We start from the raw sequence: 16,751 nt of genomic DNA, 5'->3' as shown, positions 1-16,751 counted from the left end.
GCATCGAACCAGACGTCATCCCAGCGCAGGCTGGGATCTCCCGGTGATGGCACGCGGCAAGAGCCGCTTGACACCCCAGCCTTCGCTGGGGTGAGGCTTCCAATCGGATGGATCAGGCCCTTACCGCACCGGCATCGCCAGCGGATAGGCGATCGTCAGCGCCAGCGGCTTGGCCCCACGCTGCGCGATCCCGACCTCGGCCCCGGCATAGAGATAGACGGTCGTGCCCGCCGCCACCCGGCGCGTCACGCCGTCGCTGGTCACGTCGCCCTCGCCCGACAGCAGCTGATACACCTCGTCATGGTCGATGCGGTGGACGCCGATCGCGGCGCCCTTGTCCAGCGTGCGGCGGCGGAACTCCATCGTCCGGCCGGGCACGCGGTCGGTGATCCGCCAGGCGGTGCTCATGCCGATCTTTCCATGCGGCGGCGCCTCGCGCACCCGCGTCGTCGCCTCGTCGATCACGACCATGGCCGGCGCCTTGCCCCGACCGGTCGCCCAGTCGAGCGCTCCGCCGACATGGGCGAGCACCCGCGCATCGGCCCAGCTCTCCTTGCGGTGGCCAAGGCCGGAGTAGACCACCCGCCCCTGCCCGACCCGGTGTGCCCACGCCAGCGGCTTCGGGTTCACGTCGCTCGCCCCGATCGACTGCGGATCGAACGTCAGCAGCTGATCGAGATCGGTCGACAGGTCGCGAAAGCCGTACCATTCGTCGGCAATGCGGAAGCGCTCGGGCAGGCCGTCGATCGCCGGATGCCGCTCGGCCGATCGCATCACCTCCGCCTCCGGCACACCCGGCGGATGCTGCGCGAAGCGCCCGCCGATCATCCGCGCATACCAGGGCCAGCTATAGTGCGAATCGGCTGCCGCATGGATCGCGACGATCCCGCCGCCGCCTTCGACATAGCGTTGCAGCGCGTCCCGCCGCGGCCCCACGAACCATTCGCTCTCCGGGCGTTTCGGGTCGGTCGTGGTCGATACCAGCACGATCGCGGCATAGTCGAGCGGACGGTCGAACACCGCCGGATCATCGCTCGCCACCGGCTCCAGCCCTCGCGCGCGCGCCATCTGCGTCAGTGCGACGACGGCGACCGGAATCGAATCATGCACGAACCCGGTCGCGCGGTGGAACAGCAGCACGCGCTCTGCCGCCTGTCCCGGCACCGCGAACAGCAGCGCCAGCAGCGCGACGATCAGCCGCACGATCATTGCCGCATCGCCCGGTCGCGCGCCGACAGCGATTCCTGGATCGGCCCCTTCTGCCCCGGATAGCGTCCCGATTTCGGCTCCATCGTCACCAGATCCCATTCCGCCTCGACGAACGGCGCCGCAGTCGGCACCGGATGGGGATATTCGCTCACCTCGCGTTCGTCGTCGATGATCTTTCCACGCCCCTCGGCGACGAAGAACAGCACGCGGATGTCGTCGGCATCGCGGTCCCATGGCCGCGCGCCGGCATTGGCCAGCACATGCGTCTCGACATCCTGCGCCGGCAGCACCGGCAGCCCGGTCGGCCAGACCGGCGGGGTCTTCGCCTCGATCAGCTTCGCCCGCGTCACGCCATAGCGGCCGAACATCGGCAGCGGATTGCCATGCTTGTCGACCGCCACGTTATCGCGCCCGTGATAGCGCAGGTCGCCATCGCCGCCGAGCATCAGGAACGGCAGACCGGCATCGGTCGACGGCCCGGCGCGCATCACATTGCCGACCGCCGACAGCTTGCCCTCCTGATAGTCATGCCCGGCCCATTCCAGCGCCATCAGGTTGTAATGCACCGCCCGCGTGCCGGGGTCGTAGATCAGGTTATTGACCACCGCCGCCTGCACGCCGCCCTTCAGCAGCGGGCTGCGTTCGACATTATGGGCATAGATGTTGCGCCAGATCAGCACGCCGGTCGCGTTGTCGTGGATCAGCGACCCCTTGCTGTGCTCGCCCTTGGGATGGCTGGCATCGGCAAGGCCCTCCGACAGCAGGTTGTAGCTGACGGTGATGTTATGGCTGGTCCCACGCCGCCAGTCGTCGGGTGTCGCCCCCTCGAACCGTGGACCGGAGGCGGAGAGATTCTCGTCCAGCGCCCAGCTCATCGTGCAATGGTCGACGATGACGTTGCGCGCCGACACGGTGTTCATCGCGTCGACCTCCCACCCCGACCGCTTGGGCTGTCCGTCGAGGCCCGGGCGCACGCGCAGGTGGCGGACGATCACGTCATGCGCGCGAATGTCGATCCCGCCGCGGATCAGCGTGATGCCGGGCGACGGCGCGGTCTGTCCGGCGATGGTCAGGAACGGTTCGGTGATGGTCAGCGTGGTGCGGCCGAGATCGATCACCCCGCCCACCTCGAACACGACGATGCGCGGCCCCTTGGCCTCCAGCGCAGCCTTGAGCGAACCGGGCCCATCCGCCGCCAGCGTCGTCACGCGGAGGATGCGTCCGCCACGCCCGCCGGGCGTCGCCGCCGCCCATCCCTGCGCGCCGGGAAACGCGCTAACCCCCGAAGACACCGCGACATTCTGTGCCTGAGCGACCGGCGTGGCCAAAGCGAATGGCAACAGCCCGTATAGGGCCAGGGCAATCCGTCGGTTCATATTGATTTCCTCTCCGCGCGCTTCTTGACAGCTTCGTCGTGACGGCACAATGTCGCGTTGACACCGGTTTCTCAAGCCGAAAACGGCGAAACCGGATTCTCGCGGCGAATCATACCATCGCGAGGAGGATCGACGGAGGCGCGGGCCGAACCGGGAACCGTGTCGCCGAAAGCAGATGGCCGGAGCAGGAGCAATAATGCTCCCGGTGTCATCGGGCAGGGAGAGGGATTGCCATGGAAGTTCGCACCGACCGCCGCCTCATTCGCGCGCTACTTGCCGCGACGTCGCTCATCGCCGTTGCCGGCGCAGCCCACGCACAGGACGCACCCGCCCCCGCCGAACCGGCCCAGACGGCGGACGATGCCGAGGGCGAGATCGTCGTCACCGGGTTTCGCGCGTCGCTGAATGCCGCGCTGAACGTGAAGCGTACGTCGGTCGGCGCGGTCGATGCGATCGTGGCGGAGGATATCGCCAAATTCCCCGACCAGAACCTCGCCGAATCGCTCCAGCGCATTCCTGGCATCGCGATCCAGCGCGACGGCGGCGAAGGCCGCGCGATCACCGTTCGCGGTCTCGGCGCGCAATTCACCCGCGTCCGCGTCAACGGCCTCGAAACCGTCACCACGTCGAGCGACGGCGCCTCGGCCAATCGCGACCGGTCGTTCGACTTCAACGTCTTCGCATCCGAACTGTTCAGCTCGATCGTGGTACACAAGACCGCTTCGGCCGATCTGGACGAAGGGTCGCTGGGCGCGGTGGTCGACCTGAACACCGGCAATCCGCTGGCCGGCAAGACCGGCGTGACCATCGCCGCCTCCGCCGTCGCGAACTATAACGACCTGTCGAAGACGGTCGGACCGCGCTTCGCCGGCCTGATCGGCTGGAAGTCGCCCGACGGGACGCTCGGCGCGTCGGTTTCCGCCGCCTATCAGGATACCCGCACCAAGGAGATCGGCAACAACACCGTCCGCTGGGCGCAGGCGCGCTTCGATTCGGTCGACGGCACGCGCTGCTGGACCGCGCCGAACCGGGGCGGCACCTATATCGCCAGCGCCGCGTGCGACCGTGCCGCTCTGTCCTTCCACCCGCGCATCCCGCGCTATGGTGAGGTCGAGCATAGCCGCGAGCGATTGGGTCTGACCGGCAGCGTGCAATGGTCGCCGACCGATGCGACCAAGGTGTCGATCGACGGCCTCTATTCGCGCTTCCGCGCCGACCGTCGCGAGAAATGGGGCGAGGTGCTGCTGCGCTCCAACGAGCGGCAGATCGACGTGCTCAACCCGACTCATGACGACAACAACAACATGGTGTCGGCGACGCTGAACGACGCGTGGGTGCGGACCGAGCATTTCTATCGCCAGTCGCAGACCGAATTCTACCAGATCGGCGGAACCTGGGATCAGGACGTCACCGACAAGTTCCGCTTCACCCTGCTCGGCGGCTATTCCAAGTCCGACGCCAGCGTGCCGGTCGAAACGACCCTCGTGTTCGACGACCGCGATGCCCAGGGCTATCGCTACGATTACAGCGACAAGAATTCGCCGCTGCTCGCGTTCGGCACCAGCGTCACCGATCCCGCGAATTTCCAGCTGGCCGAAATCCGCGACCGTCCCTCGGACGTGGTGAACCAGTTCAAGACCGCGCAGTTGCGCACCGAATGGGACGTGGCGGAGGGGTTCCAGGTCCGCGTCGGCGGCATGTGGCGGCGCTACGACTATGACATCACCGCCTTCACCCGCGACACGGCGGTGTGCGGCAATGGCGGGCGCGATCTGGTGCTGGGCACCATCACCTGTTCGGCCAGCACCGCGTTCGGCCCGAGTGCCGTTTATGGCTTCCAGGCGACGCCGCAGCTGTCGGAGCTGTTCACGCTGCGGGGGGCAAAGGCGCCGGCGGGCACCACGACCCAATGGCTGATCCCGAACCTCGACGCCGCGACGCAGTTCACCGGGCTGTACGACCGTCCGCTCGCGCTCGACGTCGGCAATAACCGCGGCGTCGTCGAGGAGACAAAGGGCGGCTATCTGCAATTCGATGCCAAGGGCACGGTCTTCGGCCTCGAATATGCCGCCAATGCCGGTATCCGCTATGTCCGCACCGACCAGTCGTCCTATGGTATCAACAGCGGCGTCAACGTGACGGTGAAGCGCGATTACGAGGACTGGCTGCCCTCGATGAACGTCGCGCTGTACCCGACCAGCGACATCATCGTGCGCGGCGCGATCGCCAAGGTCATCACCCGCCCGTCGCTCGGCAACCTGACGCCGGGCGGGTCGGCCGACGGCTTCAACTTCCGCGTGACCAGCGGCAATCCGTTCCTCGAACCGTTCCGCGCGACCAATTACGACCTTGCCGCCGAATGGTATTTCGCGCCGCAATCGGCCTTCTCGGTCGCGCTGTTCCGCAAGGATATTGCGAGCTTCCCGGTCGCCGTCACGCGCAGCGGCACCTTTACCGAAACCGGTCTGTCGCCCTCGGTCCTCGTCCCCTCCTCGCCCGCCGCGGTGAACCCGGCGCTACAGGGACAGGATATCTGGACCATCGCGACGACGACCAACGGCACCGGCGCGACGCTGGACGGGATCGAGATCGCGTTGCAGGCGCCGTTCCGCTTCCTGCCCGGCGTTTTGCGCAATTTCGGCGGCATCGTGAACGCGACCTTCGTCCGGTCGGAGGCCGATTATACGCAGCAGGCGCCCGCGACCGTTCCCGGCGGCGCGCTGCCGACCGTTACCCGCACCGAAACCCTCTACAATGTGTCGAAGCGACAGTTCAACGCGACGCTCTATTACGAAGACGCGAAGTTCAGCGCGCGGACCTCGGTCGCCTATCGCGGGCCCTATGTCGATGGCGGGTCGGGCACCGGCAACATCTTCGAAGGGTATGATTCGATCGCCAATGTCGATGCGTCGATCCGCTACAAGCTGACCGACTTCCTCGAACTGTCGCTGGAGGGCACGAACCTGACCGATGCCTATCGCCGCCGGATCGTCGACGTCGATGCGCGCCGCAATTACGAGAACAACCATTTCGGGCGCACGCTGCTGGTCGGCGCGCGGGTGAAGATGTGAGCACCCTCTCGCGCCGGGGGGTGATGGCGGGCGCGGCGCTGGGCGGAGCACTGTCCGCCCTGCCTGCCACCGGACTGGCGACCCCGGTCGCCGCCCCCACGCCCCGGCGCGGCTATGACAACCAGCGGATCGCCGATCTCGGCGACGGACGGTTCCTCAACCCGCTGATGGCGGGCGACCATCCCGATCCGACGATCCTGAAGGACGGTCGCGATTATTACATGACCTTCTCGACCTTCGATTCCTATCCCGGGCTGGTCATCTGGCATTCGCGCGATCTGGTGAACTGGACCCCGCGCACGGCGGCGCTCAGGACCAATATCGGGGCGGTCTGGGCGCCCGAGCTAACGAAGCACAAGGGCCGCTATTACCTCTACGTGCCCACCAAGAACCCGACGACCAGCTGGGTGATCTGGGCCGATCATATCGACGGGCCATGGTCGGAACCGATCGACCTGAAGCTGCCCGACCATATCGATCCGGGCCATGCCGTCGGAGAGGACGGGTCGCGCTGGCTGTTCCTGTCGGGCGGCGACCGCATCCGCCTGTCCGACGACGGGCTGTCGACGGTGGGCACGGTCGAGCATGTCTACGACCCGTGGCGCTATCCCGATACGTGGGATGTCGAGGGGTTCAGCCCGGAGGGACCGAAGGTCACAAGGCGCGGCGACTGGTTCTATCTCGTCACCGCCGTCGGCGGTACGGCCGGGCCGCCGACCGGCCATATGGTGATCGCCGCCCGTTCGCGATCGATCCATGGCCCGTGGGAGCATCATCCCGGCAACCCGATCGTCCGCACGACCTCCCTGCAGGAAAAATGGTGGTCGCGGGGGCACGCGACACTGGTCGAGGGACCGGACGGCAGCTGGTGGTCGGTCTATCACGGCTATGAAAATGGCTATTGGACGCTTGGGCGACAGACGTTGCTCGATCCGGTCGAATGGACGCCCGATGGCTGGTTCCGCATGACCGGCGGCGACCTGTCGCGCCCGATCGCGAAACCGCGCGGCGGACAGGCGGTGCGGCACGGCCAGCCGCTGACCGACGATTTCGGCACGCTGGCGCTCGGCACCAAATGGAATTTCTTCCGTCCGACGCCCGAGGATCGCGCGCGGGCGCGGGTGCAGGACGGCGCGCTGCTGCTCGATGCGAAGGGCAAGGCGCCATCGGACGGTGCGCCGCTGCTGCTGATCGCCGGCGACACCAGCTATCGCTTCGAATGCGATATCGAGATCGCGCCGGGCGGAACCGCCGGGCTGATCCTGTTCTACGACGACCAGCTCTATTGCGGTCTCGGCTTCGACGAACAGCGCTTCGTCACCCACCAATATGGCATCGAACGCGGGCGGCCGGCCAATCCGCTGGGCAAACGGATGCGGATGCGCGTCACCAACGACCGGCATATCGTGTCCTTCCATACCAGCGGCGACGACGGCAGGACATGGCAGCGCTTCGACCGGGGGATGGAGGTGTCGGGCTATCACCACAATGTCCGCGGCGGCTTCCTGATGCTGCGGCCGGGGCTGTACTCGGCTGGCGCCGGCACCGCCCGCTTCCGCGACTTCCGGTTCACCGCGCTGTAGGCCCAAGCGCCACCAGCCACCCCGTCACCCCGGACTTGATCCGGGGTGACGTTGGTGTTCAGGATTAAGGCAGTCTCCCACAACCCCCTTGCCGCCCGTCCGATAACCCGCCACCACCTCTCGCGAAGGGAATGGCGATGAACGACGGCGGCACGCAGCACGGCCTTTCGCGCCGGTCGATGACCATCGCCGCCTTTTCGACGGTCGTCGAATGGTACGACTTTACCCTCTATCTCTATCTGGCGACCGTGCTGTCGCGCGTCTTCTACGGCGGCGGTACGACGTCGCTGGCGGTGACGCTGGGCGGGTTCGCCGTATCCTATCTGATGCGACCGCTGGGCGCGCTGGTGTTCGGGCAGGTCGGCGACCGGTTCGGGCGGCGGCGGATGATGTTGCTGTCGATGGCGCTGATGACGCTCGCCATGCTCGGCATCGCATTGCTGCCGACGCGCGACGCGATCGGGCCGGCGGCGGGATGGCTGTTGCTCGCCTTGCGCTGCGTCATGGCCTTCTCGGTCGGCGGCGAATATACCGGGGTCGTCGCCTATCTCTACGAAGGCGCGCAGCCCGAACGGCGCGGGTTCATCACCTCCTCGGCATCGGCGGCGAGCGAGGTCGGCGGGCTGCTCGCGGTCGGCATCTCGGCGGCGGTCGTCTCGTGGCTGACCGCGGTGCAGCTGGAGACATGGGGCTGGCGCATCCCCTTCTTCATCGGCGCGGCGCTGGCCGCGACCATCGGCATCGCCCGCTCGACGCTGCAGGAATCGCCCGAGTTCGAACGCCAGCAGCGGGCAGGGTCGATCCCCGCCAACCCGATCGGCCATGCGCTGACCCATCACCGCGCGGCGATCGCGCGCGGCTTCGCCATCTCGGCGCTGGGGTCGATCACCTATTATGTCGGCATCGTCTATGTGCCCTCCTTCCTGACCAGCACCGGCGCGATGGGCGAAGGCGATGCGCTGTGGCTGGCGACCGCCGCCGCCGTGATGGTGATCGCGGTCACGCCGCTGGTCGGGCTCCTGTCCGACCATGTCGGGCGCAAGCCGGTGCTGATCGCCATCTGCATCGCCGCCGCGATCCTGCCGATGACGATGTTCGCGTGGATGGCGGGTGCCGGTTCGTCAGCGCTGATCGGCGCGCTCGTGCTGGCGGCCCTGGGCGGGGCGATGAGCGCGGTCGGCGCGGTCGCGACCGCCGAACAGCTTCCCGGCGAAGGACGGCTGAGCGGCCTCGCGCTCGGCGCCACGGCGGCCACCGCGATCTTCGGCGGGCTGACCCCGCTCGTCTCGCACTGGCTGCTGGAATCGACCGGATGGGTGATGGTGCCCGGCGCGATGATCGCGGTCGTGGCGCTGGCGGTCGCTCCGGCGCTGCTGACCCTGCGCGCAGCCCCGCACGCTCCGATCCGCGATTAGAATTTGACGCGGTTCGCGGAACATGGCTTCCCCATCGGCATGACCGAACCGCAACCCCATACCACGACGCTCGGCCGGCTGGTCGGCTATCGCCTGCGCCGCGCCTCCGCCGTCTTCGCCAGCGACTTCGCCGTGACGCTGGAGGGCACCGGTATCCGCCAGATCCCGATGGGCATCCTGGCGGTCGTCGCCGACAATCCGGGAATCAACCAGGGCACGGTCGGCCGCCTGCTGGGGATCAAGCGCGCCAATATGGTGCCGCTGATCAACGAACTGATCGAGGCGGGGCTGATCGTCCGCGAAACCGACCCGACCGACCGCCGCGCCTTCACCCTCGGCATGTCGGCGGAGGGGCAGCGCATGCTGACCGAATGCGTCGCACGGATCGAGGCGCACGAGGAGCGGCTGCTGTCGGGCTTCACCGCTGCGGAAAAGGCGACCCTGCTCGACCTGCTGGAGCGGATCGAACAGCGCGCGGTGACGACCGACTGAGCCAATTCCGTCGTCACCCCGGGCTTGACCCGGGGTGACGTTGAGGGATTGGGCATTGCCCGGCTCAGTCCTCCGGCGCAACCTCCACCCGCAGCCCGTCGAACACCGTGATCTGGCACGACAGCCGCGACCGCGCGGTGCGATGCTCCGACGCGTCGAGCAAGTCGTCCTCATCCGCCGTCATCGGTGGCAGCAGCGCCATGTCGCCAGCATCGACATAGACATGGCAGGTCGCGCACGAACAGCATCCGCCGCACACTGCCGCCAGTTCGTCGATCCCGCCGTCGCGGATCGCCTCCATCACCGACAGTCCGACCGGCCCATCGATCTCGCGCACCGCTCCGTCGCGAGTCGTCACGGTCAGCATCGGCATCACAACAACTCCTTGAGCGGCACGGCCGCATCGGCCAGCCGCTCGCGCGGCGGCGACGCGCCCTGCTCGACCAGCTTGCGCCCCTGCACATAATCGCGGGTGACGTTCACGCAATCGAGCGCGATCACCTGCCCCCGACGCATATAGACGAGCGAAAAGGCCCGCGTGGCCATGCCGCCCCGGACCACCACATCGTCATGGCCCATCGACAGCCCGACCGTCTGCAACCGCAGATCATATTGGTTCGACCAGAACCAGGGCAGCGCTGCATGGGCCGCCGCCTCGCCGGTCGCGATCAGCGTCGCGACGGTCGCCGCCTGGTCGTTGGCATTCTGCACGCTTTCGACCCGGATGCGCGCATCTTCCGCAAAGCGGTTCGCCTGCACCGCGCAATCGCCGATGGCGAAGATATCCGGCAGCGTCGTGCGGCACCACGCATCGACCTCGACGCCGTTACCGCCCACAGCGCCGGCGGCCAGCAACGGCTCGACCGCCGGCAGGATGCCGATGCCGACGATCACCATCTCGCACGCGAACGCCCCGTCATCGGCGGTCCGCACCGACAGCCCGCCCTGCGCGCCGCGTTCGATACAATCGACCGTCACCCCGGTCCGCAGGTCGACCCCCGCCGCGCGGTGTTCGGCTTCGTAAAAGGCCGACAACGGCGCGCCCGCGACCCGCGCCAGCACGCGGTCCTGCGCTTCCAGCAGCGTCACCTGCTTGCCGAACTTGGTCAGCACCGCCGCCGCTTCCAGCCCGATATAGCCGCCGCCGATGATGCAGACCCGCTGCACCTCGTCCAGCTCGGCCATGATCGCATCGACATCGGCCCGCGTCCGCACGCCATGGATGCCGGGCAGGTCGTGCCCGCTGCACGTCAGCCGCCGCGGGCTGCCGCCGGTCGCCCAGATCAACTGGCCATAGGCGAACGCCTCGCCCGCGGCCGTCTCGACCCGGTGCGCATCGGCATCGACCCGCACCACCCGCCGGCCGAGCAGCAACTCGATCGATCGCTCGGCCCAGAAGGCGAGCGGACGCAGCAGGATGCGCTCGAACGGCTTGTCCCCGGCCAGATATTCCTTCGACAAGGGCGGCCGTTCATAGGGCGGATCGACCTCTTCGCCGACGATCGCGATCGTGCCGGCAAACCCCTTTTGCCGCAGCGCAATCGCCGCCTGCGCACCGCCATGGCCGCCGCCGACGATCAGCACGTCGAACCGGCGCGGGTCCGTACTCATTCGGCCTCGACCTGTTCGCGCGCGATCGCCCGGTCGATCATCAGCCGCGACCGCACGCCACCGGCATCGATGTTCAGTTTCAGCAACTTGCGCTCAGGAAATTGGGTCAGGTTGCGCTGCTGCTGTTCGAGCATGTCGAGATCCTCGGAGAAAATCTTTCCCTGCCCTTCGCGGATCGACTCGGTCAACGCCGCATCGTCCACCGCGAACTGCCGTGCCATGCCCCAGAAATACCAGTGCGACGTCTCGGTCTCGGGCGTGATGAAGTCGACGACGATGCTCGCCGCCTTCTTGGTCACCGGCGCGTCATAGCCACCCTCCCCCTGCAAGGCGACGCCGACCTCGATCATCACATGGCTGGGCAGGCTGAACCGGCATTTCTGCCACCGGTCGACCACCGCATCCTCGGGCAGTCCCGCCCCGCGCAGCGCCATCCGCCAGAAGGGCGGCGCCGTCACCCCGTCCATCACCCGGCTGGTGACGACCTCTTCGGGCGTCACCTCGGTCTTGACCGGCGCCTCGTCGATCTCCTTCTGCCCGATGCTGCTGGCATGGACATAGGTTTCGTGGGTCAGGTCCATCAGGTTGTCGATCATCAGCCGATAATCGCACGCGATATGGAACAGCCCCCCGCCATAGGCCCAGTCGGGGCTTTCCGCCCAGGGCAACGGATGCAGCTTGTCGGCCGATGCCTGTTCGGGATCGCCCGGCCATACCCAGATGAAGCCATAGCGTTCGATCACCGGGAAGTTCTGCGCCGACGGGAACTTGCCGACCTGCTGCCCCGGCATATTGTCCGGCCGTCCTTTGCAGTTGAGCGCCAGCCCGTGATAGCCGCACACGATCGTATCGCCGCGCACGAAGCCGAGCGACAGCGGCGCACCGCGATGCGGGCAGAAATCCTCGAGCGCGACCACGCCGCCGCTCGCCGGACGGAAGAACACCATCCGCCGTCCGGTGATCTGGCGCGCGAGCGGCTTGTCGGTGATCTCGGCGGCGGTCGCGGCGACATACCATGCGTTGACCGGCCAGGTTGTGCGCGGTGCCTGCGGTGCAGCGGCACGCGGCTTGGGCGGGGCTACGAGCGTATCGATGGTCATGTCCTGCTCCTGTCCGGCCGTTCGCGACGGCTCTCGGTTCATGACATGATGCTATCAGTCGGCCCCGCCATAAGCATCGCATATCCCGCTTATACCTAGTATAACTGGTTCACATGCCGCCACTCGACCTGAACCTGCTCCGCGTCCTCGATGCGCTATTCTCGCAAGGCAGCGTCTCCGGCGCCGCCCGCACGCTCGGCCTGACCCAGCCGGGCGTCAGCATTGCGCTGCGCCGCCTGCGCGACCATTTCGGCGACGACCTGTTCGTGCGGCAGGGCGGCGCGATGGTGCCGACCGCGCTGGCGGAGGAATTGCGCGAACCCGTGCTGCGCACGCTCGCGACGATCCAGTCCGAAATCCTACCCGCCGGCCGGTTCGATCCCGCCCGCTCCGACCGCAGCTTCACCATCAGCCTGTCGGATCTGGGCGACCTCGTCTTCCTCCCCGACCTGATGGCGCGGTTGCGGGAGCGGGCGCCGGGGGTGACGGTGCATTCCGTCGCGGCCGATCCCGCCCAGCTGATCGACGGCATGGCGCGCGGCACGGTCGACCTCGCCATCGGTCACCTGACCGACGCCAATTCCGCCAGCCTGTTCGAACAGACGCTGTTCGTGCAGCATTTCGTCTGCCTGGTACGCGGCGACCATCCGACGATCGGCGACACGCTCACCCTCGACCAGTTCCTGGCACTGGACCATATCGTCGTGTCGCAGGAGGGGCGCAGTCAGGAACGCTTCGAACGACAGGTGCGCGAACTGGGCCTCAACCGCCGCATCGCGCTACATTCGCCGCATTTCATGAGCGTGCCGCTGCTGGTCGCCGGGTCGGACATGATCACCGTCGTCCCGCAGGCGGTCGGGCGCATCTATGCCCGGCTGCTGGGCCTGAAACTGTTGCCGCTGCCCTTCACCGTGCCCGGCGTCGAGCTGCGCCAGTTCTGGCACCGGCGCTCGCACACCGACCCGGCGGTGTCGTGGTTGCGCAAGCTGGTCGCCGAATGCTTCATCGGCCGCGATCCGACCCAGGCGCGGGATTCGGTCTTCTGGTCCGATTACAGCGAGTGAGCAGGCGTGCCGTACCCCCGCGCAGGCGGGGGTCCAGAGCCACATGAACGACGGTTCGTGCGTGGTACCCTGGACCCCCGCCTGCGCGGGGGTACGGTGAAGGTGCCAGATGGGAGGAACGACCGGAGCGGCTACGCACCGCCCCGGCCTTCCGCCTCACCGCAAATTCATGCCCAGCCGCACGCCATAGGTGCGCGGCGGATCGTAATTGGCGGTGGTCGAACTCCACACGGTCACCAGCGTGTTGGGCACGCGGCTGTCCTCGACATTGTTGACGAAGGCGGTGATCGAATAGCGGTCGTCCGCATCCTCGAACCGTAAATTCAGGTCGGTCTTGGTGTACGCATCGCGCCGGCTCTGCGCATAATTCTGCACGTCGCTATAGGTCGGCGACTGGGCATAGAAATCGACGCTCGGGATCACCCGCCCGCCGCTCGACAGGTCGAAGGTGTGGGCATAGCTGAACCGCCCGCTCCACTTCGGTGCGTTGGCCAGCCGGTTGCCCGACGCATCGAGGATCAGGTTGGCCGGCAGCGGCCGGAACCCGAACGCCGGGGCGAAGGCGTTGTAATTGCCGCTCGCCGAATTGAGATTGTCCGACGCCGTAGGGAAGGATTTGATCCGCGCGTCGAGGTAGGAGACATAGCCGCCGATCCGGTCACGCGGGGTCGGGCGCAAGCTCGCCTCCAGCTCGATCCCGCGCAACCGCGCCGTCGCGGCATTGGTGGTGACGGCCGATACCTGGTTGGTCAGCGGGTTCAGCACGATGCTGGACACCTGCAGGTCCTTATACTCCATGTTGAAGCCGGTGGCGCTCAGATACAGCTTGCCGTCCATCAATGTGGTGCGGACGCCCGCTTCGTAGTTGGTCACCGTTTCCGGACGGTACTGGCGGAACTGCGGCGCATTGCCGCTCGCCTCCAGCCCGCCGCCACGGAAGCCGGTGCTGACCGTCGCATAGACGAGCGTGGTCGGGCTGACCTCGTAATTGGCGCCGACCTTCCAGCTGATATTGTCGAACTTCGCCTCGGGCCGGTTGGTATCGTTCGACAGCGCAAAGACGAACGGGATGCCGGGGCAGGTCGTGGGCGTAATGTTCTGCCGGTCGATCGTGTCGCCGGGGCACACCAGCTCGATGTTGCGTGCGTTCACCTGTTCCCAGGTCGAACGGATGCCGCCGATCAGCTTGAGGCCCGGCAGGATTTCCAGCGTCCCCTGCCCGAACACCGCCTGCGACTTGGTGCCCTGCCCGCGATAGCTGGTGACGACATCGACGCCGCTGATCGTCGAGATGCCGGTGCCGGTCCCCGCGATCTTCGCGCCGATCAGGTTGTAGACGGTGTTGAACGGCGCGGGCGCGGTGTCGCCAGCATGCAGCAGCCGCGTGCCCGACGGCTGGCGATCCTGATACAGGAACCCGCCGAGCACGAGGTTCAATATGCCGCGGTCGTAATTGACGTTGACCTCATGCGACCAGCTTTCGGTGCGTCGATCGATCGATTCCTGCGAAAACACGCCGGTCGCGGCATCGATGCCGTCGTTCTTCAGCAGCGTATAGCCCGCCAGATAGGTCAGTGAGAGCCCGTCGGCGACCTGCCACCCCAGCCGCGAGCGGGCGGAATAATATTCGAGGTCCATGCGGTTGTCGCGCACCGCCGCCTGTCCGACGTTCAGCGCGTCGGTCTCGATCACCTGCCGCGGCCCGAAGGTGCCAGCGGCCAGATTGCCCTGCGGATAAGTGTTGATGCTGGTCAGGTAGCTCGCCGGAACCGTCCCCTCGTTGCGGCCATAGTTCAGCGACAGCCGCCACGTCACCGGCCCGACGTCGAGCAGCGAGGTGACGCGCAGCCCCGACTGGTCGGTCTTGCCATAGCCGTGCCTTGCGCCGAAATTATCGTCCACCCCGTCATCGACCTGGCGATAGGCGGCAAAGCGCAGCCGCCACGCATCGCTGACCGGCAGATCGACGGCGGCGCGCGCGCGGACTTCGTTGAAGCGGCCGATTTGCAGGTCGGCGGTGACGCCGCGCGTCCTGCGCGGGTCGGCGGTGTTGATGTTGACGACGCCGGCGGTCGCGTTGCGGCCATAGACGGTGCCCTGCGGCCCGCGCAGCACCTCCACCGCGCCCAGGTCATAGAGGCCGAACGACAGCGCCTGTGCCGAGGGTTCGTAGATGCCGTCGATCTGCGTCGCGACCGTCGAATAGCCGCTGAAGCTGTTGTTGCTGCCGATGCCGCGCACCGCGAAGCCATTGGCGCTCAGTTGCAAATTCGGCACGGTGGTCGCCAGCGCGGAGGCCGAATCGACGCCCTGCCGGGTCAGCGAATCCTGCGACACCACGCTGATCGCGATCGGCGCGCGCGACAGGCGTTCGGACGTCTTCTGCCCCGTCACGATGATCTCGCCCACCGCGCTGTCGTCGCTGGCGGCGGTCGCGGTGACCGGGTCGCTCGGCGGCGCGGCATCCTGTGCCCAGGCACCTGCCGGCAACAAGGCGGTTCCCGCCAGCAGCAACGTCCACTTACGCATGATGATCCTCCCATGTCCGTCGTCTTTCGGACGCGAACGGGGATCGGGACCGTCGCGAAACGCGAACGGCCGGCGGTGATCCGCCTGTTCCTCTCCTGCGTTGGCATCCTCCAACTGCAATAGTTCATAACAATATCTAAAATCGTTTGCAAACGCATTCCGCGCAGCGCAGACACGAAGTTATAGAACATATCTAAGCAGCGGGCGGCGGAAGCGGTGGCGGCTGCGGGAGAGGTGGCATGACACTGGAACGGCGGGACGTATTGCGCGGCGTAGCACTGGCCGGGGTGGCAATGGCGCTACCCATCGGTGCCCTCGCCCGCGCTACGGCCGCCCTGCCCGATCCGATCGCGGCGGTCGCCCCCGAACTGCGCGCCGGCGCCCGCCAGATCCAGGCGATGGTCGCCGCCATGCCGCCGATTACGCAAGCCTATAAGACGATGCGCGCCGGGCCCCAGCCGCCGCCCGCGACCGACATTCCCCATGTCGAACGCCGCATTCCGGGTGCGCCGGGCCAGCCGCCGGTGACGATCTACGTCATCAACGCCAGGCCCGGCACCCGCCGTCCCGCCATCCTGCACACCCATGGCGGCGGCTATATCGTCGGGTCGGCCAGCGGATCGATCCTGCAATGCCAGGACCTTGCCCGGCAGCTCGACTGCGCCGTCGTCACCGTCGAATATCGGCTGGCCCCCGAAACCAGCTATGTCGGTTCGGTCGCCGACAATCATGCCGCGCTGCTGTGGCTCCACGCCAATGCCGCCACGCTCGGCGTCGATCCCGCCCGGATCGCGGTGATGGGCGAAAGCGCGGGCGGCGGCCATGCCGCGCTGCTCGCGCTGATGGCGCGCGACCGCCGCAGCGTGCCGCTATGCGCGCAGATCCTGATCTACCCGATGCTCGACGACCGCACCGGCAGCACCCGCACCGTGCCGCCGTTCATCGGGCGGATCGGCTGGGACGCACCGGCCAATGTCTTCGGTTGGCGGTCCTTCCTGGGGCAGGCACCGGGCGGGGCGTCCGTTCCCGCCGCCGGGGTGCCGGCGCGGGTGCGCGACCTGTCGGGCCTGCCGCCGACCTTCATCGGCGTCGGCGGGGTCGACCTCTTCGTCGACGAGGACATGGATTATGCCCGGCGGCTGAACGCGGCGGGCGTGCCGACCGAGCTGGTCGTGACGCCGGGCGCGTTCCACGGCTTCGATGCCGTCGCGCCCGAAACCGGGCTTGCCAAGCGCTTCACCGCCGCCAAGATCGCCGCGCTGCGCCGCGCCTTCGGGATCGATGGCGCGGCGACATGATAC

Annotated in this window: 12 protein-coding genes and 1 pseudogene; 6 read left to right on the top strand and 7 right to left on the bottom strand. The window is 67.4% G+C overall.

Annotated features, from left to right (window positions below; all coding sequences use genetic code 11):
- Positions 1-120: 120 nt before the first annotated feature.
- The 3 genes and pseudogenes from AVT10_RS18705 to AVT10_RS05580 all read right to left on the bottom strand — a co-directional run bounded on the left by AVT10_RS18705 (position 121) and on the right by AVT10_RS05580 (position 2,585).
- Positions 121-471 carry a cupin domain-containing protein gene (locus tag AVT10_RS18705; protein WP_232307894.1) on the bottom strand — a complete coding sequence of 117 codons (351 nt, stop codon included), beginning with the start codon at positions 469-471 and terminating at the stop codon, positions 121-123.
- Between the two features lie 36 nt (positions 472-507).
- A pseudogene (locus AVT10_RS18700) lies at positions 508-1,209 on the bottom strand (ThuA domain-containing protein); the annotation flags it as partial.
- Positions 1,206-2,585 (bottom strand): pectate lyase family protein, encoded by a 1,380-nt coding sequence (locus AVT10_RS05580; RefSeq protein ID WP_066689230.1) that lies wholly within the window; start codon positions 2,583-2,585, stop codon positions 1,206-1,208. The pseudogene AVT10_RS18700 and the gene AVT10_RS05580, both read right to left, overlap by 4 nt.
- A gap of 233 nt (positions 2,586-2,818) precedes the next feature.
- On the opposite strand from AVT10_RS05580, the gene AVT10_RS05575 reads away from it, so the two are divergent.
- From AVT10_RS05575 to AVT10_RS05560, 4 genes are all read left to right on the top strand, one after another.
- Positions 2,819-5,656 carry a TonB-dependent receptor gene (locus tag AVT10_RS05575; protein ID WP_066689229.1) on the top strand — a complete coding sequence of 946 codons (2,838 nt, stop codon included), beginning with the start codon at positions 2,819-2,821 and terminating at the stop codon, positions 5,654-5,656.
- A 23-nt stretch (positions 5,657-5,679) separates the two neighbouring features.
- On the top strand, positions 5,680-7,239 hold the full coding sequence (locus AVT10_RS05570; RefSeq protein WP_066689227.1) for a family 43 glycosylhydrolase: 1,560 nt from the start codon (positions 5,680-5,682) through the stop codon (positions 7,237-7,239).
- A gap of 137 nt (positions 7,240-7,376) precedes the next feature.
- Complete coding sequence (locus AVT10_RS05565) at positions 7,377-8,654, top strand: MFS transporter (protein ID WP_066689366.1); 1,278 nt, start codon at positions 7,377-7,379, stop codon at positions 8,652-8,654.
- Positions 8,655-8,657: 3 nt separating this feature from the next.
- Positions 8,658-9,146, top strand: coding sequence for a MarR family winged helix-turn-helix transcriptional regulator (locus AVT10_RS05560; RefSeq protein WP_232307888.1), 489 nt, complete (start codon positions 8,658-8,660; stop codon positions 9,144-9,146).
- 64 nt (positions 9,147-9,210) lie between these two features.
- Here AVT10_RS05560 and AVT10_RS05555 read toward each other — a convergent pair whose 3' ends face one another.
- Genes AVT10_RS05555 through AVT10_RS05545 form a run of 3 tightly spaced genes read right to left on the bottom strand, consistent with a single transcriptional unit; the run spans position 9,211 to position 11,857 of the window.
- Entirely contained in the window at positions 9,211-9,519 is a 309-nt protein-coding gene (locus AVT10_RS05555) for a 2Fe-2S iron-sulfur cluster-binding protein (RefSeq protein WP_066689225.1), read from the bottom strand.
- Entirely contained in the window at positions 9,519-10,757 is a 1,239-nt protein-coding gene (locus tag AVT10_RS05550) for an NAD(P)/FAD-dependent oxidoreductase (protein WP_066689223.1), read from the bottom strand. Before AVT10_RS05550 ends, AVT10_RS05555 begins: the two co-directional genes overlap by 1 nt.
- Positions 10,754-11,857 carry an aromatic ring-hydroxylating oxygenase subunit alpha gene (locus tag AVT10_RS05545; protein ID WP_084401387.1) on the bottom strand — a complete coding sequence of 368 codons (1,104 nt, stop codon included), beginning with the start codon at positions 11,855-11,857 and terminating at the stop codon, positions 10,754-10,756. Before AVT10_RS05545 ends, AVT10_RS05550 begins: the two co-directional genes overlap by 4 nt.
- A gap of 113 nt (positions 11,858-11,970) precedes the next feature.
- Between AVT10_RS05545 and AVT10_RS05540 the strand changes: the two genes are divergently transcribed.
- On the top strand, positions 11,971-12,921 hold the full coding sequence (locus AVT10_RS05540) for a LysR family transcriptional regulator (protein ID WP_066689219.1): 951 nt from the start codon (positions 11,971-11,973) through the stop codon (positions 12,919-12,921).
- 156 nt (positions 12,922-13,077) lie between these two features.
- Here AVT10_RS05540 and AVT10_RS05535 read toward each other — a convergent pair whose 3' ends face one another.
- A complete protein-coding gene (locus AVT10_RS05535) occupies positions 13,078-15,450 on the bottom strand; it encodes a TonB-dependent receptor (RefSeq protein ID WP_126014219.1) in 2,373 nt (790 codons plus the stop codon).
- A 239-nt stretch (positions 15,451-15,689) separates the two neighbouring features.
- Between AVT10_RS05535 and AVT10_RS05530 the strand changes: the two genes are divergently transcribed.
- On the top strand, positions 15,690-16,748 hold the full coding sequence (locus AVT10_RS05530) for an alpha/beta hydrolase (protein ID WP_066689217.1): 1,059 nt from the start codon (positions 15,690-15,692) through the stop codon (positions 16,746-16,748).
- The last annotated feature ends 3 nt before the right edge of the window (positions 16,749-16,751 follow it).

This window comes from Sphingomonas hankookensis (assembly GCF_001619955.1).
Taxonomy (GTDB): domain Bacteria; phylum Pseudomonadota; class Alphaproteobacteria; order Sphingomonadales; family Sphingomonadaceae; genus Sphingomonas; species Sphingomonas hankookensis_A.
The sequence above is the reverse complement of the archived record's forward strand: the minus strand, read 5'-3'. Positions and strand labels throughout refer to the sequence as shown.

Excerpts from the sequence above, each read along its gene's own strand:
- AVT10_RS18705 (WP_232307894.1), bottom strand. The coding sequence starts at position 471 with ATGGTCGTGATCGACGAGGCGACGACGCGGGTGCGCGAGGCGCCGCCG.
- AVT10_RS05580 (WP_066689230.1), bottom strand. The coding sequence starts at position 2,585 with ATGAACCGACGGATTGCCCTGGCCCTATACGGGCTGTTGCCATTCGCT.
- AVT10_RS05575 (WP_066689229.1), top strand. The coding sequence starts at position 2,819 with ATGGAAGTTCGCACCGACCGCCGCCTCATTCGCGCGCTACTTGCCGCG.
- AVT10_RS05570 (WP_066689227.1), top strand. The coding sequence starts at position 5,680 with ATGGCGGGCGCGGCGCTGGGCGGAGCACTGTCCGCCCTGCCTGCCACC.
- AVT10_RS05565 (WP_066689366.1), top strand. The coding sequence starts at position 7,377 with ATGAACGACGGCGGCACGCAGCACGGCCTTTCGCGCCGGTCGATGACC.
- AVT10_RS05555 (WP_066689225.1), bottom strand. The coding sequence starts at position 9,519 with ATGCCGATGCTGACCGTGACGACTCGCGACGGAGCGGTGCGCGAGATC.
- AVT10_RS05550 (WP_066689223.1), bottom strand. The coding sequence starts at position 10,757 with ATGAGTACGGACCCGCGCCGGTTCGACGTGCTGATCGTCGGCGGCGGC.
- AVT10_RS05545 (WP_084401387.1), bottom strand. The coding sequence starts at position 11,857 with ATGACCATCGATACGCTCGTAGCCCCGCCCAAGCCGCGTGCCGCTGCA.
- AVT10_RS05540 (WP_066689219.1), top strand. The coding sequence starts at position 11,971 with ATGCCGCCACTCGACCTGAACCTGCTCCGCGTCCTCGATGCGCTATTC.
- AVT10_RS05535 (WP_126014219.1), bottom strand. The coding sequence starts at position 15,450 with ATGCGTAAGTGGACGTTGCTGCTGGCGGGAACCGCCTTGTTGCCGGCA.
- AVT10_RS05530 (WP_066689217.1), top strand. The coding sequence starts at position 15,690 with ATGACACTGGAACGGCGGGACGTATTGCGCGGCGTAGCACTGGCCGGG.